This window comes from Deinococcus misasensis DSM 22328 (assembly GCF_000745915.1).
Lineage (GTDB): Bacteria > Deinococcota > Deinococci > Deinococcales > Deinococcaceae > Deinococcus_C > Deinococcus_C misasensis.
Genome location: NZ_KN050782.1, coordinates 1 through 26029 on the forward strand (window position 1 = coordinate 1; position 26029 = coordinate 26029).

Annotated in this window: 26 protein-coding genes; 16 read left to right on the forward strand and 10 right to left on the reverse strand. The window is 55.5% G+C overall.

Translation table 11 applies throughout. The annotated features are described in order from the left end of the window. Positions 1 to 237: helix-turn-helix domain-containing protein (locus tag Q371_RS24265; RefSeq protein WP_034346022.1), on the reverse strand; the 237-nt coding region annotated here is incomplete at its 3' end. A 388-nt stretch (positions 238 to 625) separates the two neighbouring features. Between Q371_RS24265 and rpsB the strand changes: the two genes are divergently transcribed. From rpsB to Q371_RS24290, 5 genes are all read left to right on the forward strand, one after another. After that, positions 626 to 1381 carry a 30S ribosomal protein S2 gene (gene rpsB / locus Q371_RS24270; protein WP_034346026.1) on the forward strand — a complete coding sequence of 252 codons (756 nt, stop codon included), beginning with the start codon at positions 626 to 628 and terminating at the stop codon, positions 1379 to 1381. Positions 1382 to 1538: 157 nt separating this feature from the next. Further along, entirely contained in the window at positions 1539 to 2348 is an 810-nt protein-coding gene (gene tsf, locus Q371_RS24275; RefSeq protein ID WP_034346030.1) for a translation elongation factor Ts, read from the forward strand. Between the two features lie 171 nt (positions 2349 to 2519). Then, a complete protein-coding gene (gene pyrH / locus Q371_RS24280; protein ID WP_034346032.1) occupies positions 2520 to 3236 on the forward strand; it encodes a UMP kinase in 717 nt (238 codons plus the stop codon). 402 nt (positions 3237 to 3638) lie between these two features. Further along, complete coding sequence (hemB, locus tag Q371_RS24285; RefSeq protein WP_051965216.1) at positions 3639 to 4622, forward strand: porphobilinogen synthase; 984 nt, start codon at positions 3639 to 3641, stop codon at positions 4620 to 4622. 75 nt (positions 4623 to 4697) lie between these two features. After that, on the forward strand, positions 4698 to 6674 hold the full coding sequence (locus tag Q371_RS24290) for a protein kinase domain-containing protein (protein WP_169743924.1): 1977 nt from the start codon (positions 4698 to 4700) through the stop codon (positions 6672 to 6674). Between the two features lie 65 nt (positions 6675 to 6739). On the opposite strand, the gene speD is transcribed toward Q371_RS24290, so the two are convergent. Beyond that, positions 6740 to 7180 carry an adenosylmethionine decarboxylase gene (speD, locus tag Q371_RS24295; RefSeq protein ID WP_034346043.1) on the reverse strand — a complete coding sequence of 147 codons (441 nt, stop codon included), beginning with the start codon at positions 7178 to 7180 and terminating at the stop codon, positions 6740 to 6742. A 499-nt stretch (positions 7181 to 7679) separates the two neighbouring features. Here speD and sdhC point away from each other — a divergent pair, with 499 nt between their 5' ends. The 5 genes from sdhC to lysS all read left to right on the forward strand — a co-directional run bounded on the left by sdhC (position 7680) and on the right by lysS (position 12700). After that, positions 7680 to 8051, forward strand: a complete 372-nt coding sequence (gene sdhC / locus Q371_RS24300) for a succinate dehydrogenase, cytochrome b556 subunit (RefSeq protein ID WP_034346047.1) — start codon at positions 7680 to 7682, stop codon at positions 8049 to 8051. After that, positions 8051 to 8446 (forward strand): succinate dehydrogenase hydrophobic membrane anchor subunit, encoded by a 396-nt coding sequence (locus Q371_RS24305; RefSeq protein ID WP_342668542.1) that lies wholly within the window; start codon positions 8051 to 8053, stop codon positions 8444 to 8446. Before sdhC ends, Q371_RS24305 begins: the two co-directional genes overlap by 1 nt. 9 nt (positions 8447 to 8455) lie before the next feature. After that, positions 8456 to 10210 carry a succinate dehydrogenase flavoprotein subunit gene (gene sdhA, locus Q371_RS24310; protein WP_034346050.1) on the forward strand — a complete coding sequence of 585 codons (1755 nt, stop codon included), beginning with the start codon at positions 8456 to 8458 and terminating at the stop codon, positions 10208 to 10210. Positions 10211 to 10224: 14 nt separating this feature from the next. Beyond that, positions 10225 to 10932: a succinate dehydrogenase iron-sulfur subunit gene (locus Q371_RS24315; protein WP_034346053.1), complete on the forward strand. Its 708-nt coding sequence runs from the start codon at positions 10225 to 10227 to the stop codon at positions 10930 to 10932. A gap of 259 nt (positions 10933 to 11191) precedes the next feature. Further along, complete coding sequence (lysS, locus tag Q371_RS24320) at positions 11192 to 12700, forward strand: lysine--tRNA ligase (protein WP_034346210.1); 1509 nt, start codon at positions 11192 to 11194, stop codon at positions 12698 to 12700. Positions 12701 to 12757: 57 nt separating this feature from the next. Here the strand turns inward: lysS and Q371_RS24325 are convergent, their stop codons facing one another. The 3 genes from Q371_RS24325 to ruvA all read right to left on the reverse strand — a co-directional run bounded on the left by Q371_RS24325 (position 12758) and on the right by ruvA (position 15637). Continuing rightward, positions 12758 to 13432: a hypothetical protein gene (locus Q371_RS24325; protein ID WP_034346055.1), complete on the reverse strand. Its 675-nt coding sequence runs from the start codon at positions 13430 to 13432 to the stop codon at positions 12758 to 12760. A 123-nt stretch (positions 13433 to 13555) separates the two neighbouring features. Next, positions 13556 to 14722, reverse strand: coding sequence for a HEAT repeat domain-containing protein (locus tag Q371_RS24330; RefSeq protein WP_034346058.1), 1167 nt, complete (start codon positions 14720 to 14722; stop codon positions 13556 to 13558). 321 nt (positions 14723 to 15043) lie between these two features. Continuing rightward, positions 15044 to 15637 carry a Holliday junction branch migration protein RuvA gene (gene ruvA / locus Q371_RS24335; protein WP_034346061.1) on the reverse strand — a complete coding sequence of 198 codons (594 nt, stop codon included), beginning with the start codon at positions 15635 to 15637 and terminating at the stop codon, positions 15044 to 15046. Between the two features lie 189 nt (positions 15638 to 15826). On the opposite strand from ruvA, the gene lepB reads away from it, so the two are divergent. Beyond that, on the forward strand, positions 15827 to 16366 hold the full coding sequence (lepB, locus tag Q371_RS24340; protein WP_245618464.1) for a signal peptidase I: 540 nt from the start codon (positions 15827 to 15829) through the stop codon (positions 16364 to 16366). A 28-nt stretch (positions 16367 to 16394) separates the two neighbouring features. Here lepB and Q371_RS24345 read toward each other — a convergent pair whose 3' ends face one another. After that, on the reverse strand, positions 16395 to 16613 hold the full coding sequence (locus tag Q371_RS24345) for a hypothetical protein (RefSeq protein WP_034346067.1): 219 nt from the start codon (positions 16611 to 16613) through the stop codon (positions 16395 to 16397). A 116-nt stretch (positions 16614 to 16729) separates the two neighbouring features. On the opposite strand from Q371_RS24345, the gene Q371_RS24350 reads away from it, so the two are divergent. Further along, positions 16730 to 17401, forward strand: coding sequence for a hypothetical protein (locus tag Q371_RS24350; protein WP_034346069.1), 672 nt, complete (start codon positions 16730 to 16732; stop codon positions 17399 to 17401). An 11-nt stretch (positions 17402 to 17412) separates the two neighbouring features. Here Q371_RS24350 and Q371_RS24355 read toward each other — a convergent pair whose 3' ends face one another. Continuing rightward, positions 17413 to 19059 (reverse strand): hypothetical protein, encoded by a 1647-nt coding sequence (locus Q371_RS24355; RefSeq protein ID WP_034346071.1) that lies wholly within the window; start codon positions 19057 to 19059, stop codon positions 17413 to 17415. A 142-nt stretch (positions 19060 to 19201) separates the two neighbouring features. Here Q371_RS24355 and Q371_RS24360 point away from each other — a divergent pair, with 142 nt between their 5' ends. The 3 genes from Q371_RS24360 to Q371_RS24370 all read left to right on the forward strand — a co-directional run bounded on the left by Q371_RS24360 (position 19202) and on the right by Q371_RS24370 (position 21546). Further along, complete coding sequence (locus tag Q371_RS24360; RefSeq protein ID WP_034346213.1) at positions 19202 to 20362, forward strand: ABC transporter permease; 1161 nt, start codon at positions 19202 to 19204, stop codon at positions 20360 to 20362. Continuing rightward, entirely contained in the window at positions 20363 to 21028 is a 666-nt protein-coding gene (locus tag Q371_RS24365) for an ABC transporter ATP-binding protein (protein ID WP_034346074.1), read from the forward strand. It abuts the gene before it with no gap. A 68-nt stretch (positions 21029 to 21096) separates the two neighbouring features. After that, a complete protein-coding gene (locus Q371_RS24370) occupies positions 21097 to 21546 on the forward strand; it encodes a hypothetical protein (protein ID WP_034346076.1) in 450 nt (149 codons plus the stop codon). A gap of 73 nt (positions 21547 to 21619) precedes the next feature. Here Q371_RS24370 and Q371_RS24375 read toward each other — a convergent pair whose 3' ends face one another. The 3 genes from Q371_RS24375 to Q371_RS24385 form a co-directional block, all read right to left on the reverse strand. Next, positions 21620 to 22237: a hypothetical protein gene (locus tag Q371_RS24375; protein ID WP_034346079.1), complete on the reverse strand. Its 618-nt coding sequence runs from the start codon at positions 22235 to 22237 to the stop codon at positions 21620 to 21622. 155 nt (positions 22238 to 22392) lie between these two features. Further along, positions 22393 to 23790 (reverse strand): molybdopterin-dependent oxidoreductase, encoded by a 1398-nt coding sequence (locus Q371_RS24380; RefSeq protein ID WP_034346082.1) that lies wholly within the window; start codon positions 23788 to 23790, stop codon positions 22393 to 22395. Between the two features lie 114 nt (positions 23791 to 23904). Continuing rightward, positions 23905 to 24597 carry a DUF4397 domain-containing protein gene (locus Q371_RS24385; RefSeq protein ID WP_034346084.1) on the reverse strand — a complete coding sequence of 231 codons (693 nt, stop codon included), beginning with the start codon at positions 24595 to 24597 and terminating at the stop codon, positions 23905 to 23907. A 312-nt stretch (positions 24598 to 24909) separates the two neighbouring features. On the opposite strand from Q371_RS24385, the gene alr reads away from it, so the two are divergent. Next, positions 24910 to 25992, forward strand: coding sequence for an alanine racemase (gene alr / locus Q371_RS24390; protein WP_034346216.1), 1083 nt, complete (start codon positions 24910 to 24912; stop codon positions 25990 to 25992). Positions 25993 to 26029: the final 37 nt, after the last annotated feature.

Sequence of the window (26029 nt, forward strand, 5' to 3'; positions counted from 1 at the left end):
ATGGGATTGTTCGTGTAGGCTCGCTAAACCGTCTGCTTCAAAAGCTCTAAAAGTGTTGCGTACTGTTTGGGTGGCGATTCTCAGGGACCTGGCAATTTGGGAGACCACCTGACCCTCATGGCTGGCCAGCAGAATCTGGCTGCGCCGCACCGTGAAGGCGTCTTTGGATTTGAGCTGATCTTGGATGTGCTGGACTTCTGTTTCGCTGAGGGGTCGGACTTTGACTTTGCTGCCCATAGCTCACTGTGACAGATGACGGACATCTTCACAATCTCACTTGTGATCCTGCACTAGCAAAAGCTTTGACGACGTACAGATCCCCTTGACCATTTTTGATACGTGCAACATGATGCTCTCGGCTCTCGGCTCTCGGCTCTCGGCTCTGTCTTGGCCCTACTACGCGCTTACGTGGCAGCACATTTCGCGCTGGGCCGCTCGGCTCTCGGCAAGGCGCCTGTCCCTGTAACCCATTCCATATTTCCCCAGCCATTTTGTGCTAGACTCTTCTTTGGCTGTTTTTTGCCAGTGGTCTGTCAGATCGCTTTGTGGGCAGAGGGTGTCCCCGAGCAGCAAGACTGGCACGACCAACATCACTTGCTTTTCAACGCCCTCACAAGGAGTTTAGATGTCTTACATCAGCATGAAGCAACTGCTCGAGGCAGGCGTGCACTTCGGCCACGAAACCAAGCGCTGGAACCCCAAATTCAAGCGTTTCATTTTCGCCGAGCGCAACGGCATTTTCATCATTGACCTGCAAAAAACCCTCAAGCAGATTGACCGCAGCTTTGACTTCATCAAAGAGACCGCCGAACGCGGTGGCGTGATCCTGTTCGTGGGCACCAAGAAGCAAGCCCAGGAAATCGTGGAACTCGAAGCCCGTCGCACCGGCATGCCCTTTGTGACCCAGCGCTGGCTCGGTGGGATGCTCACCAACTTCCGCACCATCCGCAGCCGCATTGATCGCCTCGAAGAACTCAACGAGATGATCGAAACTGGCGCGATCAACGCCCGTCCCAAAGCCGAGCGCATTGAGCTGCAAAACGAGCGTGACCGCCTGGAGCGCTACGTGGGCGGCATCCGCAACATGACCCGTCTTCCTGACGCCCTGTTCGTTGTGGACCCCACCAAAGAAGTGATTGCTGTGCAGGAAGCCAACAAACTCGGCATTCCTGTGATTGCCCTCGCTGACACCGACTCCAACCCTGACGTGATTGACTACATCGTTCCTGGCAACGATGACGCCATCCGCTCCATTCAACTGATCACCAACCGCATCGGCGACCTCGTTGTCGAAGCCCGTGGTGGCGGCGAAGTTGTTTCCAGCGCTGCCGTTGTTGAAGAAGAAGCCCAGGGCGAAGAAGAAGCAGTCGTCCAAGAATAAGTGTGAACCTGACGGGAGTGGGGGGATCACTGCCCCTCACTCCCTGTTGTGTGTTTGCAGCAGGACGATTCAGCCATGTTGACCCTGAACTGAACATCAAGGGGCAACATCAACCCCAGAGCGTGAACCACATCTCATCAAAAAGGAGATCCCAATCATGATGGAGTCCATCAAAAAAGTACGCGAACTGACCGGTGCTGGCATTGTTGACGTGAAAAAAGCCCTGAACGACGCCGAGGGCAACGAAGAAAAAGCTGTGGCCCTGCTGCGCGAGCGCGGCATTGTGAAAGCAGCCAAAAAAGCCGACCGTGAAGCCAAAGAAGGCCTCGTGGCTTTCAAAGTTGCCGAAGACGGCAAGAGCGCTGCCATCGTTGAAGTGAACAGCGAAACCGACTTCGTGGCCCGCAACGCCGACTTCCAGAACCTGGTCAAGCAACTGGCCGAAGCCGCTTTGGGTGCAAAAACCAGCGATCTGGACACCTTCCGCAACGTTGACCTCGGCAACGGCGAAACCGCCGACACCGCTGTCAAAGGTGCCGCTGGAAAAATCGGTGAGAACATCGTCCTCAGCCGCGTGGCCTACCTCGAGTCCGAAGGCGTCATTGGTGCATACGTGCACTCCAACGGCAAAATCGGCGCTCTGGTTGCCCTGACCGGCAGCGACACTGCTGTGGCCAAAGACATCGCCCTGCACGTGGCCGCCGAGCGTCCCCGTTACCTGACCCGCAACGAAGTGGACGGCAGCGCCATCGAAGCCGAGCGTGAAATCCTCACCAACAAAGCCCTCAACGAAGGCAAACCTGCCCAGATCGTTGAAAAAATCGTGGCTGGCCAGCTTGGCAAGTTCTACGAAGAGAACGTTCTGCTGGAGCAGAAATTCGTCAAAGACAACAGCCTGACCGTGGCCAAGTACGCCGGTGACAACACCGTCACTGCTTACGTTCGCTTCGAAATCGGCGCCAAATAATTCAGCAAGCGGGGATTTCCCCGCTTTTTTTCTGTGGTGGAGCCTGTCGAGCCATGCGAAAGAACTGTAGGACAACAAGTGTCCTGACCATTCCATTCGCTTCGCTCAACCAAAAGCACTGCATGTGCTTTCGGTGAACGCAGCAAGCTCCACCCTTTTTAGGGAGGAAATATGGCGTACAAACGGGTACTCCTTAAACTGTCTGGCGAATTTCTGTCTTCTGAAACAGGCTTTGGCATCTCACCAGAGGCCACCAAAGCCCTGGCCAAAGAAATCAAAGCTGCCAGAGATGCCACAGGTGTGGAACTGGCCATTGTGGTGGGTGCAGGCAACCTCTGGCGTGGTGCACGCAACGGTGAAGGCATGGACCCTGCCACCGCAGACTACATGGGCATGATTGCCACTGTGATGAATGCCATCGCCCTGCAAGACGCTCTGGAGCAGGTGGGCCAACCCACCCGTGTTCAGACCGCCATCACCATGAGCCAAGTTGCAGAGCCCTACATCCGCCGCAAAGCCATCCGTCACCTTGAAAAAGGACGTGTGGTGATTTTTGGTGCAGGCACCGGAAACCCCTTCTTCACCACCGACACCACCGCCACCCTGCGCGCTCTGGAAGTCGGGGCAGAAGTGGTCCTGATGGCCAAAAACAAAGTGGATGGGGTGTACTCCGATGACCCCCGCAAGAACCCCGATGCTTACAAAATCGACAGCATCACCCACCGCGAAGTGGTGGCCAAGGGCTTGCAGGTGATGGACGCCACCGCCCTGACCCTCTGTCAGGACAAAGGGCTGCCTCTGGTGGTCTTCGACATCTTCGCTGAAGGCAACCTTGTGCGCTTGCTCAGCGGTGAAAAAGTTGGGACCTTCATTTCCAGCGAAGCGTAAATTCGAAAGCACAAATGCAAGGGCGGGCCAGAGGGCTCGCTTTATTTGTTGCAGAAGGACGAAGGCAAAAGGAAAGCCGAGGGCCAAGGAAGGCTTGGGCTAAAGCGATGAAGGGCGCAGCACGCTGTCTTGTACAAAACAGGAGACCACATGCTGGTCTCCTTGTCCGCTGCGCCCCTACATTCAATTCCCTTGACGATTTCTGCCGTGTAGAACAGCATGCTCTCGGCTCTCGGCTCTCGGCTCTCGGCTCTCGGCAAGGCTTGACAAGTCCTGTCCAATGCGCAACCGTGCCTTCTGCCTTCTGCCTTCTGCCTTCTGCCTTCTGCCTTCTGCCTTCTGCCAAAACCACTGTGCCTTTTCGGGTTTTTCGTCCTGCCCACTTTGGGTATCCTGTTCTTTATGGATTTGACCTACCGTCCCCGCCGTTTGCGTTCCAGCCAGAGCATCCGTGAAATTGTGCGTGAAACCGTGCTGGAGCCGCGCCATTTGCTGTACCCCATGTTCATTGAGGAAGGGGAGGGCATCAAAACCCCTGTGGCCGCCATGCCCGGCATCCACCGTTATTCCATCGATCTGGCCATCGAGCATGCCAGAGAAGCCTGGAACCTCGGCATCAAAGGGGTGGCGCTGTTTCCTGCGATTCCCAACCACCTCAAAGACAAGTTTGGCTCAGAGAGTCACAATCCAGAAGGTCTTTTTGCCCGCACCATTCGTGCCTTCAAAAAAGAGCTGCCAGAGCTTTTGTTGATCACCGATGTGGCTCTGGACCCTTATTCTTCGGATGGACACGATGGCATTGTCTCTGATGCAGGAGAAATCCTCAACGATGAGACCGTAGAGGTGTTGATCAAAATGGCCCTCACGCAGGCCGCTGCGGGTGCAGACATCGTGGCCCCTTCGGACATGATGGATGGTCGGATTGGGGCGCTCAGGCAAGCCCTGGATGAAGCGGGGTTTGAGCGGGTCATGATCATGTCTTACTCCACCAAGTACGCCTCTGCGTATTACGGTCCTTTCCGTACGGCTCTGGACAGTGCGCCCAAAATGGGGGACAAGAAGACCTATCAAATGAACCCTGCCTCGGGTTACCGTGAGGCGTTGCGTGAATCCAGTCTGGATGAAGCCGAGGGAGCAGACTTCCTGATGGTCAAGCCTGCTCTGGCTTATCTGGACGTTTTGCGCGTTGTGCGTGATAACACTCAACTTCCGGTGGTGGCCTACAACGTCTCTGGAGAGTATGCCATGGTCAAGGCGGCTGCCCAGTTGGGCTACATCGATGAACAGCGCATTGTGCTGGAAACGTTAACCAGCATGAGGCGTGCTGGGGCAGATGCCATTTTGACTTATCACGCTCTGGACGCGGCCCGCTGGTTAAAATCGTAAAGGACTTCTTAACAAAGTGGAAAATTTGCTATCCTATGAGAATAAACCGCACTCATAGGGAGCAAAATGGTTTGGTTGATCCTGATTTTTATCGTGAGTGGCTTGCTGTGGTACCGCGCTTCAGAACGTGTTCTGGCGCTTGCCCTGGCCGTGCTCACTCTGCTCTTCGTCACCTACCTGGTCAGTTTCAGTACGGTTGAGCGTGCGCTCACCCCGGCTCTGATTGCCAGCTTCCTGATCGGAACAAGTTTCTACGTCACCCGCTTCGTTCCGGTGAAAGGCCCCAACCGCAAACAAAAACGCAAGCCCAGAGCCAGACTGGTCCGTCAAGGTGGCGAGCTGCAGCTCAACATCCGTGGTTACCAGATTCTGGAACGCATCGGAGAGGGTGGCATGGCTGTGGTGCATCTGGCCCGCCGTCTGGAAGATGAAAAACTGGTGGCCATCAAGGTTCCTCTGGAAAAGCACTTTGGTGACAACAAGGTTTTGCGCCGGTTCGTTCAAGAAGCCGCCACCCTCAAGCGCCTTGAGCACCCCAACATTGTGCGCGTCTTTGACTACAATGCTGAAACCCAGCCCTTTTACATGATCATGGAGTACGTCAAAGGCCAATCTCTGGAAGGGTACATGCTCTCGCAGCCTGTGAGTGTGCCGTCTGTCTTGAGCATTTCCCGTGCTGTGTGCGATGCCTTGCGGTACATCCACTCTCAAGGGTTGGTTCACCGCGATGTGAAGCCTTCCAACATCATGCTGATGCGTGACCAGATCACCCAGGGAGACATTGATGCCTATCAGGTTCGCCTGATGGACTTCGGCATTGCTGTGGGTCAGGCTGTCTCCCGCCTCAGTGTGGGTGGTGGCCGGGTCGGAACCCCCATCTACATGAGTCCCGAGCAGGCCAAGGGGGGCAGTGTGGATGCCCGCAGCGACATTTACAGCCTTGGCATGGTCATGTACGAAATGGCTGCTGGACGCACCCCTTTTGCTGGCAGTTACGATGTGGTGGTTCACCAGCAGGTTTTTGATGTGCCCACCCCTCCCCGCCAGTACAACGTGAGGATTCCCATTGCCCTCAATGACCTGATCATGAAGATGCTGGAAAAGGACCCTTCCAATCGTCCTTCTCTGGATGAAGTGCTGCGCCTGATTGATTCTGGTGATCTGGTGGACACCTCCATCCCCACCCTCCCGAGCACCCTGGTGGTGGTCACCAACAGTGGACAGAACTTCATCCGCGTGCTGGACACCCAGGGGAACCTCTTGCAGGGCATGGGCAACATGGAATCGGGTGTTTTGCCCACTGTTCCGGTGTCCTGCCATTACCTGCCAGACGGCAATTTGCTGGTTGGAGTTGTGGATTACAAAACCGCCAACGCCCCCATGCTGCGCATCCTGAACAGCGACATGGAAATGGTGGGAGGCTTCGCCCCTTATGGTCTGAAAGAAGGGAACCTGCTCAATCTGGTGTCCCTGACGGTCACCCCAGACAAACGCATTTACGCTCTGGATCTGGACACCTGCATGGTGCAGGAATACACCCTTGCAGGTGATTTTGTTCGCAAGTTTGGTGGCCGTGGTGATGGGCAAGGCGTGTTCCGTGAACCCCGCATGGTGGTGGCCAACGAAGAATACGTTTACGTTCTGGACACCCAGTTGCGTGAAGTGCAACGCTTTACGCCAGATGGAACGTATGTGTCCCGAGTGGCGTTCAAGCAGTCCAAAGATGCGCAGGCTTTGCAGGCTCTGGATGGGGTCGGCGTCGATCTGAAAGGCAACTTGCTGGTCAGCGATTCCAGCAGCAGCCGCATCCGTGTGATGAGCCCAGCCGGCAAACCCGTTTCTGCTGTACTGATTGACCCGTGGCATGGCGAGCCCTCTGGAGAACTGCTTCTCGATGTGGACCACGAGGGCAACATCTATGCAGCCCGCAAAGGTGGGCAACTGATCCGCAAATACTCTGCAGATGGTCAACTGATGGGCATGCTGGATGCTTTGGCCCCTGTGCTGGCATTCAGTGTGCGCCGGACAGTGCCTGCTGCTGTCAAAGCCTGAGGCACCAAACAAACGAAAGAGGCTGGAAAACCAGCCTCTTTTTTGTTGTTTGAAATTGCAGGATCTCAGGCCAGACGGGCGGTCAGATACTCACGTTCACCAGAGAGGATCTTTTCAGCGACAGCGAGGTCTTTGGGAAATTCTTTGCCCCGATTGATGAAATGGGTGTCGTAGCGTCCAATGTCCAGTTTGTCCACAAGGTAATTGAGGGCTTGCTGGGCATCAAATTCTTTGCAGGAAAAGATGTCCACGCTGACGAATCCGCGTTTGGGGAAGGTGTGGATGGCGATGTGGGATTCGGCAATGATCACAACACCGGTGTAGCCCGAGTCTTCTTCGGTCAGGCCGTGGTACCCGGTGACGTGCGGAGGCAGCACCACAGTCATGTCGATCTGTCTCGGGAGGTCTTGCAGAATCTCGGTGAGGAGCTCAGGGTTCTGCAGTTTCTCAGAGGCGGCGTGATAACCATCGATCATCAAGTGGGGTCCGAAGCCGAACAGTTCCAAAGTATGCCTCCTTGCTGCCTTCTTTTGGCAACGGGATCAATTATACATGAGTGTTCAAGGAGAGCAAACCTCTTTTAAGGCATTTCCCTGAGAACACGAATCCCAGCAGCAAACAAACAGAATTTATTTTGCAGGATGGGCTGTAGGGTTGGGTTTTTTGAAAGTTCCTCTTCGGGTTTTCTGTACTTATTGAAAACCTGTGAATCTATACAGGGCAGTGGTCGATCCAAAACTGGTGGATAGGTCAGCAAAGCAAAAGATTTGTGTAAAATTTCACAAATGCATGACTTTTTGTCCTTTGTTCAGGCAGCGAAACAAGCCTAGATGAGAGGGCAAATGCATGGACGAATGACCCTCTCATCAAACTCTAAAACAGGGGTAGGCTGAGGTCAGGTCGGCAGTGAACACTGTAGTGTGATCAGAACACCAATTTGGAAAGAACATGCTACACTGTAACGTGTTGTTTAACCGACGTTAAAGGATTCTCAAGGAGGAGAACATGATCGGAGGGTATCGAGGCAAGGAAGGACAGTGGGCATTTGTCCTGCACCGCATTTCGGGGCTGGCCATCCTGCTGTACCTGCTTTTACACATCCTCTCTATCGGGTCGATTGCCATCAGCAGAGAGGCCTATGAGGCTGTGCACAGGGTGGAAAGCCACTGGGCTTTTTCCATCGGATTGGTGCTGGTGACGGCTGGAGTGCTGTACCACTCCCTGAACGGTTTGCGGATCATCCTGATGGATTTCGCTGGCTGGGGCGTCAAGATCCAGAGAGAGCTGTTTTACGTGGTGCTCGTGATCAGCGGTGCAGGTGCGTTGTTTACTGCCATCCTCACCCTGCAGCGCATTCTGGCTGAGCACGGAGGTTGATGATGATTCGCGCAAAACGTTTTGAAGATGCCAAGGCCCAGGCCACCGGCAATGCCGAACTGTTCTGGTGGGTGTTCATGCGCATCAGCGGCATTGTGCTGCTGTTCCTGGTGCTCGGGCACATCTACATGACTTTCATTGCTGTGCCAGAGTACCAATCTGCCAGCTATGAAGCCATCGTGACCAAACTGCAACAGCCCGTCTGGAAGCTGTACAACTGGCTGATCATGGTGCTGGCCGGACTGCACGGTCTGAACGGTGCACGTTACGTGATCGAAGACTACATCACCGACAAAGGCAAGCGTTTCTGGGTGAAGTCGCTGGTCTACACCGTTGCCGGTGTGATTCTTGTGTGGGGCACCATCGGCCTTTACACCTTTAAGCCCGAGCTTTAAGGAGCCAATATGCATCACCGTTACGATGTCCTTGTGGTCGGTGCAGGTGGAGCAGGTCTCATGGCCTCCCTGTACGCCGCGAAAAGCAAAAATGTCTCTGTTGCTGTGATCAGCAAACTCTATCCCACCCGCTCCCACACCGGAGCCGCTCAGGGGGGCGTGGGTGCAGCCCTCGGGAACGTCAACGAGGACCACTGGGAATGGCACATGTTCGACACCATCAAAGGTGGCGACTACCTGACCGACCAAGACGCAGCCGAGATTTTCTCCAAAGACGTGATCGAGGCCGTGTACGAACTCGAACACATGGGATTGCCCTTCAGCCGTCTTCCCAACGGCAAGATTGCCCAGCGCAAGTTCGGTGGTCACACCAAAGAATACGGTAAGTCCGCTGTGGAACGCGCCTGCTACGCTGTGGACCGCACCGGCCACATGATCCTGCAGACCCTGTACCAACAAAACGTCAAAGCCGGAACCACCTTCTACAATGAGTTCCAGGTGCTGGACCTGATCATCGAAGACAGCGTGTGCAAAGGTGTGATTGCTCTGGAGTTGTCCAGCGGCGAAATCCACACCTTCCATGCCAAGTCGGTGATTCTGGCCACCGGTGGTTATGGACGTGTCTTCAAAATCACCAGCAACGCCCTGTCCCTGACCGGCGACCTGATGAGCATTTATTACCGCAAGGGCCTTCCTCTGGAAGACCTCGAGTTCTACCAGTTCCACCCCACTGGGCTGGCCAAACTGGGCATCCTGATCACCGAAGGTGCCCGTGGTGAAGGGGGAATCCTGCGCAACGACAGTGGTGAGCGTTTCATGGAACGCTATGCGCCCACCATCAAAGACCTTGCGCCCCGCGACATGGTGTCCCGCTCCATCTACCGTGAAATCCGTGAAGGACGCGGTGTGGGCAAAGAAAAAGACGCCATCATGCTCGACCTGACCCACCTGCCCAAGGACATCATCGAGAGCCGCCTCCCCGACATCACCGACTTTGCCCGCACCTACTTGGGTGTGGACCCGGTCAAAGAACTGGTGCCGATCCAGCCCACCGCCCACTACGCCATGGGTGGGGTGCCCACCACCATCGACGGTGAAGCCCTCGCCAGTGAAGATGGAACCTTGGTGCGTGGCCTGTACGCCGCCGGAGAAGTGGCTTGCGTGAGCCTGCACGGGGCAAACCGCCTCGGAACCAACTCTCTGGGAGACCTGATCGTGTTCGGACGCCGTGCTGGTCTGGCTGCCGCCAAATACGCCCAGAAAGCCGAATTCGAAACCCTTCCCAACAACCCAGAGGCTTACTCCAAAGGGCTCATCGAGCGTCTGCGCAACGGAAGCGGCACCGACAACGTGGCCAAAATCCGCAAAGAGCTGCAAGACAGCATGATGATGAACGTGGGGATTTTCCGCAACGGCAAAGACATGGAAGCCCAGGTCCAGATCGTCAAGGAACTGCAAGCCCGCTACAAAAATGTCTCGGTCACCGACCCCACCGCCCGTTACAACACCGAACTGGTGGAGGCTCTGGAACTCGGGTTCCTGCTGGACATCGCCGAGGCCATGACCGCCAGCGCCCTGAACCGCAAAGAGTCTCGAGGTGCCCACGACCGCGAAGACTTCACCGAGCGCAACGACACCGAGTGGCTGAAACACACCATGGCTTACCGGGACTTCAACAACCCCGGCAATGTGATCCTGAAGTACAAACCCGTTGTGCTGAAAGGTGAAACCCTGCACTTCGTGCCCAAGCCCCGTGTGTACTAAGGAGACCAGACCTGATGAAAGTCAATGTCAAAGTTCAAAGATTTAACCCCGAGAAAGACAAAAAGCCTTCATGGCAGTCTTTCGCGGTGGAATGTGAACCGGGAGACAGGGTGCTGGACCTCCTCAACCACATCAAGTGGTACATGGACTCCACCCTGACCTACCGCCGCAGTTGCGCCCACGGCATTTGCGGAAGCGACGCCATGCTGATCAACGGTCGCAACCGTCTGGCCTGCAAAATCCTGGTGAAAGACCTCACCAAAGATGGCGGCACCATCACTGTCGAGCCAATCCGCGGTCTGAAAGTGGAACGCGACCTGCTCGTGGACATGGAACCCTTCTTCGATGCCTACCGCGCTGTGATGCCCTTCTTCATCAACGACGATCCCGCCCCCGCAGGTGAACGCCTCCAGAGCGTGGAAGACCGGGCCATCTTCGATGAAGGCACCAAGTGCATCCTCTGCGCCTGCTGCACCACCTCCTGCCCGATCTTCTGGGTCAACGGACGTTATCTCGGTCCTGCCAGCATCGTGCAAGCCCACCGCTTCATCTTCGATTCCCGTGACAAGGGCAGTGACCAGCGTCTGAAAGTGCTGAACCAGAACACCGGCGTGTGGCGTTGCCGCACCGCTTACAACTGCACCGAAGCCTGCCCCCGTGAAATCCCCATCACCGAGCTCATCGAAGAAGTCAAACGCGCAGTGCTTTACCAGAAAGTCTGAGTTTTTGGTTGGCTGTTCGGTCCTCCTCTTTTGAGGGGGACTTTTTTGATGCCGAGGGCCAAGAGCCAAGGGCCGAGGGCAAAAAAGCTTTTGCTCAAGCATTGAGGAGTACGGATCCCCTTGACCCTCATGGCTACGAATTGCTCTCGGCTCTCGGCCTCTGGGCGACGCACGCGTAGCCCCTACAAGGCTCTCGGCCTTGGCTCCCTGAACAGACCAACCTTTCATGTCCCGCCCCTTTTTCGGTATCCTGTATGTCATGTCGCAGGAATTGCACGAACAGACACTGGCACGCCTGAACAACCAGAAGGCGCTTTCTGAACTGGGCTTTGATGCCTATCCTTACAGTTACCCCCAGACCCACCACAGCCAGGACATCCTGAACAAATACCCCGAGATCGAACCCGGCCAGAAATGGGAAGAGGACGAGTACAGCCTCGCTGGTCGCCTGATGACCATCCGTTTCATGGGCAAGGTGGCCTTTGCCGATTTGCACGACGAGCAGGGCAAAATCCAGCTGTACTTCGGCAAGGAAATCCCCAACTTTGCGGGCATCAAGCACCTCGACCTTGGAGACATCATTGGTGTGAAAGGACATCCTTTCGTCACCAAGACCGGTCAACTGACCCTGCACGTCACCGACTGGCAACCTCTGGTGAAAAGCCTGCACCCCCTGCCGGACAAGTACCACGGCCTGCAGGACATCGAGTTGCGTTACCGCCAGCGTTATCTGGACCTGATGACCAACCCCGAGGTCAAAGAAACCTTCAAATTGCGTTCCAGAATCGTGCGTTTCATTCGCAACTTTCTGGATGACCGGGAATTCATGGAGGTGGAAGGTCCCACCATTCAGGCCATTGCTGGGGGCACCGAAGCCAAACCTTTCGTGACCCACCACAACGCCCTGTCCCATGATTTCTTCCTGCGGATTGCTCTGGAGTTGCACCTCAAGCGCCTTCTGGTGGGCGGTTTCGAGAAGGTTTACGAAATTGGTCGGGTGTACCGCAACGAGGGCATCGACCAGACCCACAACCCCGAGTTCACCATGCTGGAACTGTACTGGGCTTATGTGGACTACGAGGACATCATGAAACTCGTGGAGGACCTGTTCTCTGCGCTGGCCCTTTCTGTGAAAGGCAGCACCGAGTTCGAGATTTACGGCAAGCAGGTCAACTGGTCTGCGCCCTTTGCCCGGGTGGATTACGTGGGCAGCCTGAGGGAAAAAGTGCCGGATCTGGACTTTGACCCCCTCGACCTGCCAAAACTGCGCGAGTTCTGCGATGCCCGCTACCCCCAGTGGAAGAAAGTGCCGGACTACAAACTGCTGGACAAACTGTTCGGTGAGTACGTGGAACCCGAGTTGACCAACCCCACCTTCGTGATCCACCATCCTCTGGTGATCAGCCCTCTGGCCAAGAAGCACCGCAGCCTGGAAGGGGTCACAGAGCGTTTCGAACTGTTCGGCATGGGATTTGAGCTGGCCAATGCCTTCAGCGAGCTCAACGACGCTCTGGACCAGCGTCAGCGCTTTGAAAGCCAGACCAAGCGCCGTGAAGCCGGAGACGATGAAGCCCACGAGCAAGACGAGGACTTCCTGAATGCTCTGGAGTACGGCATGCCCCCTGCAGGTGGTCTGGGCATTGGCATTGACCGTCTGGTGATGCTGCTGACCGACAAAGAGAGCATCCGCGATGTCCTACTGTTCCCCCTCATGAAGCCCGAGAAGCAAAAAGCCGTTGAAGAAACCTCTGAATCAACCCCCGAGTAAACCTTCAAATTCAAACAGAAAGAGACGCCCAAAAGCGTCTCTTTTTTGATGGATGTCTCAGGCAGATGGGATTTTGTCTTTGGACTCGGGTTCAGCTTTTGAGGTGAGCTGGTGGTACCACGAGGCGCTCACGATGGACGCCACCACAAAGGACACCCAGCTGAAAAGACCCAGCCATGTGAAGTAGTTCAAGAGGGCCTGTGCCTGCTGTGTGGTCATCTGGGTGAGGTCGGTGGGCAGCTCGGGCTGTTCGATGCGGTCTCCCACCAGATACTGCAGGAAAGCCCAGAGGAAGATCAGGGCCACATGCTTCCAGAGGTCTCCTTTGCGGATCAGCTGGAAATTTTGCTGGAACACCTGCGAAGCCCGCATGTTGGGTTCTGCCAGCAAAAAGACGTACAGAAAGTACAGGGACACCATGGTGTTGACCAGAAGGATCACCACAGGAGGGGTGCCAATGAACACCAGCAAAGTGAAGAAACTGACCAGCAGGTAAATCAGGCTCAGGGCAATGTGCGTGACACTGAAGGTTCCGCTCCAATCAAAGCGGTGGCCTTTTTCGCCTTTGATGCCAGCGTACAGGTAACGTTGCAAAGCGGCCATGCCTGTGCCCAGCAGGATGCCCCCGGACAGGCTGGCCATCAGGCCCACCACAATCGACCAGAACAGGGCCAGAGGCCTCTTGAACAGGATGGTGACAAGGTCAAACAGGGTTTGTCGAATGGAAATCACTGGAGCGCTCACCTCTATCACAGGCCATCATACTATGGCGGTTTGCTGCTTCCATGATGGATGGGTGAGCAAAAAACCCCTCTGACGAGGGGTTTGCAGGCGGAGTTACAGAGGTTTTGGGGCTCAGGCGCTCGGGGTCATGCCCACGTACTGGATCAGTTCCATGCGGTCTGTGGGCAGTTTGAACGCCTTCAGGATGTCGCGCAGGCTGCTCTCGTAGTGGTCGCTCCAGAGGTTTTTGTGGCTGGTCAGGTACATGATGGTCTGTTTCTGACGCAGGGTGAGGGCCTCTGGGGTTTGCTTGGGGCGTTTGTAGAACACCGACATCAAGAGGCGATTCAGCAGGGGCTTCACGCTGGCTGCTGCGGTGTCCTTGTCCGAAGCGGAAAGGGCATTGAGGGTGCGCTGCAAGGCTTCTTCGCCGAGAATGGAAAGGCAGGCAATGACATCCACGTGCAGTTTGTTCTGCACCCAGGGCAGGTCTGCGTAAGCCTCTTCCACCATTTCAGGCTCCACAAGGGCCTTCACGATGGATTGCTCGACTTCCTCTGGGGTGTATTCCTTGAGCAGACGGGCAAGGCTCATGGCCATCACCAGACGGGTGAGGGGGTGGCCTTCTTTGTCCAGAGCGTTTTTGATCTCTCCTGCCACCACTGGTGCAGGGGTACCTCGAGACACGGCAAAGGCTCCGGTGGCACGCACGTGGGAGTTGGAGTCGCTGCGCATCAGGCCCATCAGGGCAGCCAGAATGCGGGGGTCTTCCACGCCGAACTCACCGAGGAAAAAGGTGGCCCAGGAACGCAAGCGGCGGTCAGAGGACAAAAGCAGTTTCTCGATGGCAGGAACGGCATTGCGCACGGCACGGTGGGCGTTCAGCACCCATTCATCGTTGCGTTTGCGCTGCTCCATCATCTCGGGGGTGTTGAGCTGCTGCTTCATGGCGTCTTGCAGGGCGTCCGATTGGTCGAACTGTTCGAACACACTGACGCCGTGGCCGATCTTGATCAGCATGCGCACGATGGCATAGCGGTCCAGCAGGTCCTCGTTTTCGAGGGCTTTGACCATGATGGGAACCGCGTGGGGTGTGGCTTCAAAAACGAAGGCCCCCTGGTGGATGAGGCGATCTTCCAGCGCTTCCAGGGCAGTCTGACGGCTTTTGCGGTCTTCTGACTCCAGGGATTTGATCAGGCTGGGAATGGCGTCTGCAGGTCCCAATGCGTCTTCCAGCATGGACCAGTCGGTATCGTTGGACTTGTTGTTTCTGCGCCCCAGTCCAAAGAGCGCAGCCATCAGATTGGGTCTGGTGGGCCGACTCTCTGTCGTGCGCGTGATTCGTCTGAAGAGTTGAAGTACGTCCACGTTAGCCTCCGCCTGTCTAGAGCTTCTAGTTCCATACTAAGGGCTGCGTCTTACAGCTTTCTCACTTGTTCTTACATTCCACGGTTTCCCAGTCAGGATTTCTGCAGACTGTAAGGGATCTTGCTGTTGTGCACTCCCAGATTCATGGCTTATGCCCATCATTCTAACATCCCACTTGCAGGATGCAAAAATACTCTTTTTTTCAGGTCTAGATCGAAAAGAAACGCCCCTTACAAAAAAAGAACATTTCACTCATTTTAAGCGAGACAGCCCTTTGCGGATCAACTGGTCTGCGGTGGCCTCTGGATTCTCAGAAACCAGCTCGGTGACCACGGCCCGAACCTGCACTTCACGGTAACCCAGAGCCACCAGAGCATCCATGGCATCCCGTTCATGGGGGTTGCGCTGCACAGGGGCTTTTTTGCCAGTGGAGCCTGCCCGAAGCTGCTCGGGGATTTTGCCTTGCAGTTCCAGCACCAGACGTTCTGCAGTGCGCTTGCCCACGCCAGAGACACTGGACAGCAATTTGCTGTCTCCGTCCAGAATGGCTCCGGCCAGAATGGGAAGGGGCAACTGGGACAGCATGGCAAGGGCCAATTTGGGACCCACGCCAGAAACGCCCGTCAGGATGTCAAACACCTGCTGAAAATCCACGTGGTGAAACCCGTACAGGGTCATGGAATCTTCGCGGACCACCATGCGAATGAACAGTTCAATGGTGTCGCCGGGTTTGCATTTGTCGAGGGTGGGACGGGCCACAAACACCTCGTAGCCCACTCCGGCGCACAGGACCACCACCGAATTTTCCCGGTTGAATTTTACGGTTCCTTCCAGGTAAGCAATCACTGAACCACTTTACCAGAAAGGCCAAGGGCCGAGAGCAATTCTTGTGCTCTGGGACCTGTAAGCCAAATTCAAGCAAGGGCATCAACACCAAAAAAGCACGGCAATCCAGAGTTTCTTCTTCGGGTTGGATGAGGTTAAAGGCCCATCCAATTCACTCTGTCTCTCATGGATCCTGCGTACACTGGTCTGGTGCTGAAACGCTTTTTCAAAGAATGGGTGCTCCTGACCTTCTTGCCTGTGTATCTGGTGTTGACTTTCGTGCTGACGTTTGGCACGGTCAGTGGAGACAGCATGTTGCCCACCCTCCACAACGGAGAGCGGGTTCTGGTGCTCAAATACCCGAGGTGGCTTGCAGCATGGCACCTCAGCAAAGCGTTTCCGGCGTACGACCAAATGTTGATTGTGAAAGTGCCAGAGGGCAGCGAATACGCTCTGGAAAAAGGCTGGTTCGGCATCGAACACCGGCCTTACATGGTCAAACGTCTGATTGGCAAACCCGGTGACACCATTGAAATCCGTGAGGGAGATGTGTACCGCAACGGCAAAAAACTCCCCGAGCCTTACATCAAAGAGGCCCGGGGAGCAGACAGCATGGAAGCCATCACCTTGCAGGACAACCAGTATTTTGTGCTGGGAGACAACCGCTCAACCGGCAGCAGCGTGGATTCACGGTTTTTTGGGCCGGTGTTGTTTCAGGATCTGGCAGGTCCGGTGCTCTGGCATTTTTGACCCACGGACCAGAGGGTTTCAGGCGTTTTCAGAGGTGGGTGTCAGGGATGCAGTACACATCCAGTTGTTTGGTGTCGCAGGGGGTGGGTTCAGTAGGGTCCACAAGGACAGGTGGCAGAGGCAATGGCAGTGGTGCAGGTGCCAAACATGGACTGGCCATTCTGCACTGGTTGGGGGGTGGGCAATCGGGTTCACCGAAGGCTGTGGCACAAAACAACAACACCGTTGTCATCAGCATTTTTTTCATGGGAATTCTCCTTCAAACACCACATGGCTCGAAAACAAAGTTCTCTGGCTTGCTTGAATTGTAAAAAAACTGTATCTTCAGAACAAGCGGATTTTGAAAATAGAGATCAAAACGCCATGAACCCAACCCAAACCCAGTGGTACACCATCACCGATTCCAGAGCAGCAGCTTTTCTGGTCAGTGCTGAACATTCCCAGTATTTTGTGCCTTTTCTGGACCGGGAATGCACGGTCAAACAACTGAGTACAGAGATTCCCTGCACGCCGTTGCAGGCCTACCGTGCTGTGGAGTTGATGGAAGATCTGGGCTTGATTGCTGTGGTGCGCAAGCAGAGCCGCAGGGGCAAACCCATCAAAGTCTATCGCTCGGTGGCCCCGGCCCTGTTTGTGCCTTTCAAGCATGCGCCACACAACAGTTTTCAGGACATGATGCTTTCCAGAGACAACATCTGGCGCGATTTGCTGTTCCACAGCCTGATGACCCAGTTCACTGAGGTTGCCGATGAAGCCCGTCAGGAACTGGGTCTGCGCTTTGTCAGAGATGGAGGGGTGCCTTATGTGGTTCAGGCGGTGGGCTCAGGCGAAAATGGCCGTCCGGGTCTGGTGGCCCATTTCCGCCAACCAGAGGCTCCGGCCATTCGAGACGATTGGCGCATTCTGAAATTGACCGCCGAACAGGCCAAGGAACTTCAACAGGAGTTCGCTGCCCTTCTGGACCGCTATTCCAAGCAACAGGAGGGAAGGGAATACATCTGCAGGGTCGCTCTGGCCCCGTACAAGGAACCCTGAACAGCTCTGGTTTATAGAGGGCAAGGGGTTACCACATCCGGTGAAGGCAAGCCAGAGTTTGCCACTTTCAATTCTCCAAGCAGGTAAAAGCCATCTGGAAGCCCGTTTTGCTGTGCCAGCATCAGGGGTTTTTCTGCGGTGCTGTAGGTGTTGGGAAACACACTGGGCATCCCTGCATACAGGTAAACACATCCAGAGAGAGGCTTGGAGAGGGAGAACTGGTCCACGGCCAGTGTGGGTGTTTCGGATTGAATTTGACCGTTGCTCCACTGCAAAGAGGGCATCAAAGTGCTGGGTTTGAGGCTGGAGATTCCGGTCCAGAGGATCTGGTTGCTGCCGTTGCGGATCTGGTAGGTGATGCGCCAACCTTCGATGAAGCCCAGACTGGGATTGCGCAGTTCTGGAACCCGGTAAGCCGGAGCAGTGCCGTAATTCAACCAACTTGCATTCAGGGTCAGGCGGGCAGGTGAAGTGCTGGTGGGTGGGGTGTAATCTGCAGTCAGGTTCTTGATGGCCGGACGGAACCCGCTGTAAAGGTGCATTTTCTCCACTTTGCTTTTCTGATTGGTGTCCAGAGGGTTGAAGTCCGACAGGTTCCCATTGGACACCAGACCCACATGGGTGGACACCACGTCATTGAACGCCACCTGCAACGCTTCAGAGGGAGTGGTGATGCACTGCTGGATGTTGCAGCCAAACCGGTAACTTCCACCAAATTCCGTGATGGTGGGTGCGGTTTTGTAGCGGTTCAGCACGGTTTGCCATTCCCCATCCGAGAGGGTGCCTCGAAAACCATCCATGAAGTGCAGCCATCCCAGAGCGTCCCTGCGCCAGCCAATGTTGGGGCTCTGGTTCAGGGCATGCATCAGGGCTTCTTTGTCGTCGGTCATCATGACTTTGCGGATGCTGGGGAAACGCTGGGTCACCAGATCCACCAGACGTTTGCGGGTCTCTAGGGTGGCTTTGTAGGCGTCTGGTGCAACAGGTTGGCCTTGAGGGTTCAAAACCTGCGCGTTTTCTGGCACATACATGTGCCACTCGCCCCATTTTCCGTAGGTGCCAATGTCCAGAAAAGCGATGTATTTGGCCTGCTCGGGTTGGGACAGGAAAGCATTCAGGGCGTCGTAAAAAGCGGTGTATTGCTGCTGGAAAGCTGCATCATTCCAGTTGGGTACGCACCATTGTTTGGCGGTCCCGCCCTGTTCCACAACGGTGTAGGTGGTGGTGAGGCTGGAACGGTAGACCTCTGGAACCCCCAGCCCACAGTTCTGGGTCCCAGAGCCGTAATCCAGCACGGCCTGCACCCGAAGGCCCAGTTTCTGCTTGCGGTTTTTGGCCCACTGGATGCGTTCGGTCAGCAGTGCAGTGTTGAGGCTGCCATCGGCAAGGGTCAGTTCACGCCAGGTCCAGCGGCGGTACACGGTGCGGGCATCTGTGCCCAGAGGAAGCAATTTCTGTTCACCAAACCAGTCGTACAGGCCCGAGAGCGGATTGAGCAGTGTTGTCTGGTTCATCGGAACGGGTTGGAACACCGTTTGAGCGGAAGGGGAAATGGCCTGAGGTGTGCTTTGAACTGGGGGTGCAGGAGGGGTGGTCTGGGCACAGCTTCCGAGCAAAAAGGCCGTCAGAATCAACGCACTGGATTTCAATGGAGTCATGCTTTCATGCTAAAGAACCACAATGTTCATTGCTGGTGTGAAATGAAAGTTGAAGCAAGGTTTGAGATGAAAGTCAAAAGGGTTCTGGCTTTGGGTCTCAGGCCCCTGAACCTGAAGCCCTCTGAGCAGTAGGATGGGAACCATGCCGATCTCTGACCTTTTTCAACTGGCGTTGCGTGGACTCACCCGGAGGGCAGTGCGCACCACCCTGACGGTGCTGGGCATTGTGGTGGCGGTGGCCAGCATGGTGATTTTCCTGTCTCTGGGCGAAGGCATCCGTCGGGTGTTCACCCAGGAGTTGGGCAACATTGGCCCGGACATTCAGGTGTCCCTGAACGGAATTGAAGAGGGGTTGCCCCGCTCGCCAGACCTGCCTGAAAGCATGGTGCAGCAGATCGAACAGCGCAAAGAAGAATGGGGCATCCGCAGCGTGGTTCCCATTGTGATTTCTGCCCGAGGGGGCTTTGACCCCAGCCAATCCTTTCTGATTTACGGATATCCGCCCAAGGAAAACGTTCTGGACATCTCGCCGGGCATCGAGGTTCAGGAGGGCCGTTTGCTCTCTGCCAACGATGAAGGGCAACTGGTGGCGGTTCTGGGCTTCAAGGCCGCTGAGAATGCAGGTCTGAAACTCGGGAGCGATGTGCGTTTCAACCGCCGGAGTTTCTTCAAGGTGGTGGGCATCCTCAAAGAGCAGGGCGGATTCACCGATTCCTTCATTTTTGTTCCCAAAGTCTCCCTGCAAAAAGCCATGGGGGTGGAAGACCAGATTTCTTACGTGGCCATCAAGCTGCAAGACCCCTCCAAATCCAAAGAAACCGCCAAAGCGATGTCAGAAGCTCTGGATGCCGAGGCACAAACCCAGTCTGACTTTTTGCGGGTGCTGGACCGTGCAGTCAGCATCAGTGACGCCATCCGGTTTGGCATCAGCCTGATTGCCCTGATTGTGGGCGGTCTGGCCGTGGCCAACACCGTGATGATGGGGGTGTTTGAACGCACCCGAGAATTTGGCACCATGCGGGCCATCGGGGCCAAACCCAATTTCATTCGCAATCTGGTGCTTCTGGAAAGCCTCCTCTTGGCCTTCATGGGAGGCATTGGAGGGGTGATTCTGGGTTACCTCGGGATTCAGGTGGTGAACCTGTACACCCAGAACCTCGCCAACATCAGTGCCGCAGCCCTCACCCCGAGGCTCACCTTGCTGGCTTTTGCGGTCAGTTTCATCCTTGGGTTGCTCTCGGGCCTCTTGCCTGCCCGCAGTGCCGGGCGCATCGTCATCACCGAAGCTCTGGGGAGGAACTGAATGTTGCGCGTCGAGAAACTCAGCAAAATCTATCCATCGGGCGACACCACCGTGACGGCCCTCAGCGAAGTCAGTTTTGATTTTGAAGCTGGAAAAGTGACCGCCATCATTGGACCCTCTGGAAGCGGAAAAAGCACCCTGCTCAATTTGCTGGCCGGATTTGACCGTCCTTCCAGTGGAAAAATCCTGCACGACAGCACCGACCTTTCTGCCATGACCGATGTGCAACTTGCCGATTACCGCCTGAAACATTTCGGGTTCGTGTTCCAGAACTACAACCTGGTCAGCATCCTGAACGCCTCTGAAAATGTGGAATTTCCACTCACCCTGATGGGCGTGCCCAGAGCAGAACGCACCAAACGGTCCAAAACCCTCTTGGAGCAACTGGGACTCGGGCACCGCTTGACCCACTACCCTTCTCAACTCTCAGGGGGCGAGCAGCAGCGTGTGGCCATCGCCAGAGCCCTGATCACCAATCCTTCGGTGATCCTTGCAGACGAACCCACCGGCAACCTCGACACCCGCACTGGAAAAAGCATTCTGGACTTGCTGCTGAGGCCTGCCTCTGAAGGCAAAACCGTGGTCCTGATCACCCACGATCCCAACGTGGCCGAACTGGCCCACACCGTATTAAGGATCCGTGATGGTCAGGCCCAGTCTGGATGAGACCCCAAACAAAGGTCTCTGAAGGCAACTCTTATGCTGGCTGAAGGGTGGCTCTCTACTCTGGAAACATGAGGGCCTACCTGAAAACATTCTGGATGTACTGTGTGCCGCTGGCATGGTTGGTGCTGGAACACCTGACCATGCAAAGCCGCATCCGTCTGGAAGTGCCTTTTGTGAGTTCAGGGCAGGCCATGGTGCAGGCTTACGGCTTTCCCTTGCCCTACCAGCACGAAAGCATGACCAGTGCGAACACCTTCAATGTGTACCTGTTGCCGTTTCTCGCCGATTTGGTGATTCATGTGCTGCTGATTGGCTTGATCCTGTATCCGTTTCGTTTGCGAATGCAACGCATCCATGAGCCTTACCGCTATGGGTTTTACCTGTTTCTGTGGGCATGGGTGCTCTGGACGGTGTTCGTGAACCACTCGATGGACCAGATTTCGTGGCTGCCCCAATACACTTGGTTGCAGACTTACGACCGCTCTGTGTTTGTGGGTGTGCCTGCCCAGAGCCCATGACCAGACCAGCTGAATCATCTTTCAAGAGCAAAGCAAAAGGCCCTTTTCAGGGCCTTTTGCTTTGAAGTGCAGGTCAGCGGGTCTTGATCACGAACTTCTGACCGTTCCAGTTCAGCGCAAACATTTTCTCGTCGTACTGGTTCCAGACTTCGATCAGGTTGCCTTCTTCAGGGATTTGCAGGTGGTAATCCAACTCTTCACCACTGTCTGAAACGGATTTTCCGGTGGTTTCCATGTAGGCTCTGGTCAGCACTGGCCGGGACAGGTCAGGAAGCAGGCTCTGGCTCATGTTTTTCCAGACGCTGCCTTGCTTTTCCACCACCGAAATGGTGGCTTCGCAGCCCGGAGAGGTGCAATGCTGCTTTTGCACCAGAAACATGCGGTGACCTGCGTTGGAGTGGAAGGCCCTGAGGGTGTACTGAATGCGGGCCTCTGGTTGAACCAGATCCACCTTCAGAAACTGGGTGTTGACGTTTTTGCGGACTTCGATGGTGCCTTCACCCCACGCAATCTCGCGTTTTTCGGTGCGGTTGGTGTCTCCAACGATTTTCTCGCGGGAGAGGTCTTGCTGAAAGTTCAGCAGTTTGTTTGGGAGTTCCACAAAAGCCTGAAAGACGCTGGGGGCGCTGGAATTGGCAGGCAGGCCATTGGAGAAGAGCAGCATGAACATCACGCTGAGGGGGCGTTGCATTAACCAAGTCTATTCCCACCAGACCCCTTTGTACGTGTGTGAACAGGGGAGAGAGCCTTAAGAAATGATTCAAACTCCTGCAAAACGCTCATGCCAGTCCAGATGTGTGGACCAGAGAAATCCTGTGTCACTCAGGAAACGGGTCGGTAAACAAGTCAGGAAACATTCACCAGAAACCGGTGCCATCCTGTGGATCCGCTGGGCAAAGGATCAGCGGTCTGATCGGTCTGCACTTTGCCTCCTGCATGTGCACGAACCACCACTTCATGGATGCCTTCTTCAAAAGTCCATGGCAAGCTCCAGAGCGTCCAGGCGTGATTTGACCTTCGCTCTTTCAAGGTGGTTTCCATCCAGCTTTTTCCACCGTCCACAGAGACTTCCACACGTGTGATGGGGGTTTTTCCAGCGAAAGCCACACCGCGCAATTCCACCTGTTGCTGGGCTGGAACGGGCTTGCCTTCCTCGGGGTAATCAAAACGGCTGGAGGGTTTGATGAACGCCTCTTTGTCCCATCCCCTCTGGCTCCAGTAGGAAGGGACATCGGTGCTGGACAGTTCAATCTCGGTGATCCAACGGGCTTGCTTCATGCCGTATCTGCCCGGAATGAGCACCCTGAGGGGAAACCCGTGACGTGCATTGAGGGGCTCACCGTTGATGCTGTGGACCAGCAGGACATCCTCTTCGTAGGCCTCGCCCAGAGGCAAAGACTCGATGTACCCATCGGCGGCTTTCCAGATGATGAATTTGGCCCCCTGCTGGACCCCCACCCGGTTCAGCAGTTCACGCACAGTGAAGCCCGTCCAGATGGCATTGCCGATCAGGAAGCCACCCACAGGATTGGAAATGCAATTCAGGGTGAGTTCCAGTTGCTTCTGGGGCAGTTTTTTCAGGTCTGCAAGGGTGAAGGTTTGAGGGGTGTTGACCCTTCCCGAGACCTTCAGGGTCCAGTCCTGTTCTTTGAGGACCGGATCAAAGCCTTCCAGATTTTTGCTGACGTAGTACAGGTCTTCCTGTGAGACCACCCCCTCGGGCAGGGGAGATCCGGCTTTCAGGGCTGGGGTGGCGGTCTGGTCGGTGCCTTGCAGCACTTTTCTGAACAGACCTCCCGAGGCAGCCAGGGTGACCAGCAAGGACCCTGCACCAATGGCATTCAAGGCCTGTCTGCGCCCGGCTTGATGGGCTTTTTGAGCAGGTTGCAGGGCCAGTCGGATCAGCAGGTAGAAAAGGGCATATCCAATGGCCCACGGAACAGGCATCAACACCAGAAGTCCCACAAGCAACACCAGACTGCCGACCAGAGGGGCCATCAGGCCCAGCAAAGTCAATCCACCCAACCACAGGAACAGCACCCCAACGAAAGCCCCAATTTTGCCACCTTGACCCACACCCAGCCATTGGTGCAGCCAGTTGAACACCTCGGGGGTGCCCATCAAGCGGGTGAGGCGATCAAAAAGCACCTGTGGCGGATAGGGAAGACCTGCCCAGAGCCGGGCCAGCAAGCCCAGCACGCTGAGAAGCACCCCTGCACTGAAACCGGACAACCAAACAGACATGTTTTTCTCCTGTGTGCACAGTTTTCGCTGACTTCGCTGACAAAGCCGAAAAAAGGAAACAAAAATGGAAACAAAAAAGGCCAGGGCAATCCCCTGACCTTTGAACCTCTGGGGTTACTGACCGTTCATGGAGCCCATGACCACTTTGTCTTCCACAGCGACCAGATCGAAAGCCTGATCTCCCATGCCGCCCACCAATCCCACGGCAAAGACGCTGTAGGTTTTGCCAGCATTCACGCTGATGCCACTCAGGTTTTTGACCACAGGGGTGGTTTTCATGGCGGGGACAATGTTCAGGTTCACACCCATGGGGCTGACCATGGCTTTGTACATGCGACCATAAGACAGGTTGGGCACGATGCGGGCATTGTCATAATCCGGTGCAATGGCATCCACCCGAGGCCCGTTGGGGGAGAAGTGGAACACATTGACCTGCGCCTTCTCTTTGTCCATGTTCAGGCTGCTGGCCACGAACACTTTGGCTTTCAGGGTTTTTAGGTAGCCCAGTGCAGCCACGGTGTAATACTGTCCTGCACGCAGGTTCACTTCGCCTTCGTAGACTTTGGCGTTCATGTCTCCGGCAGCGGTGATCACCACTTTGTGTTTGCCAGTAGGCACATCACCGTAAGGGGTTACAGCTTTGAAAGGGGCATTGCTGACGGTGCGTTTGCCATCCACGTACACATCCACTGCGGGTGCATCGGGGACAGCGTGGACCACGCGCACAAAAGCGTTCATGTTTTGGGCAAAAGCGGTCATGCCAAGGGCCAGAGCCAGGGTGGTGGAAACAGTCAGGATCTTTTTCATGTGTGTTCTCCTTGAATGAATTGAGGACGTTTCGCCTCGGGTTCCTTCTGATGACTGATCTGCGGGAAAGCCGGGTTTGGATGCATCAAGATTTTTGGACTGGGTTCAAGTATTAACTGCCGAGGGCCGAAAGCCGAGAGCTAAAAATGCTTTGGCAAAGGCCGTGCCTCACCCTTAAAGGTTTCTCTTAATCATGAATGGCTTGTCGAGCATCGTGCCTTCTGCTTTCTGCCTTGGCTTTCAAAGCCCTCGGCCCTCGGCAACCATGCAAATCAGGCCCCACCTGCCCTCCCGTGCGTTACCATGTTCCCCATGACACCCAGAGTCATTGCCGAAATCCACCTTGCTCACCTGCATGCCAACCTGCTGGCCCTGTCCCGGCGTGCCGGATCCGTCCCTGTGCTGTTTCCGGTCAAAGCCAATGCTTACGGCCACAATGCGGCATTGGTGGTCAAGCACACCACCGACTGGAAAGTGATCTGGGGTTTTGCGGTGGCATCTCCCGAAGAGGCTCTGGAAATTCTTCCCCTGACCCGGAAACCGGTGTTGCTGCTCACCCCTCCAGCCCATGAAGATGCTGTTCAATTGGCCAAAATGGGTGTGCGCCTGACCATCAGCAGTCTGGAGGAAGTGCTGTATTTGCCTGCAGGATCACGCATCCACCTCAAAGTCAACACGGGCATGAACCGTCTGGGGATGCGGCCCGAGGAAGTGGTGCGGATTGCCCAGACCGCACAGCACAGGGGCCTGCTGGTGGAGGGGGTGTTCTCCCACTTTGCCAGTGCAGACGATACCCATCCAGTCAGTGCCACACGCCAGTTGGAAATGTTCAAGGAGGTCAAATTTGGTCTGGAACATGCAGGTTTGCCCGGCCTGATTTACCACATCAGCAACTCCGCAGGTGTAGAGGCTTTTGGAGCGGATGCGGGTTTCAATTTGATCCGTCCGGGCATTGCGGCATATGGCTTTACCACCCGTCCAGAGGCAGGTCTGGAACTGAAGCCCGTGATGCGCCTGATGACCCGCGTGGGTTACCTCCACACCATGCAGCCCGGTGAAAAAGTGTCTTACGGCGAACTCTGGACCGCAGAAAAAGAAACCCGCGTGGCCACCTTGCAAATTGGTTATGCCGATGGCTACCCGAGATCCGCCACCGGACACGTGAAAGCCCGATGGGGTCAGGAATGGCGCGAGGTGATTGGCCGCATCTGCATGGACCAGTGCATGCTGGATGTGACCGGTCTGGATGTTCAAATCGGAGATTACGTGGAGGTCATGGGCTTTGATGAAATCACCGCCACCCAACTGGCCCCCCACGCCAACACCATCGAATACGAAGTGCTGACCGGAATCAATGCCAGACGGGTCCAGCATCAGGTGGTTCTGAAAGAATAAAAAACAGGCCAGAGCAACCCTCTGGCCTGTTCAATTT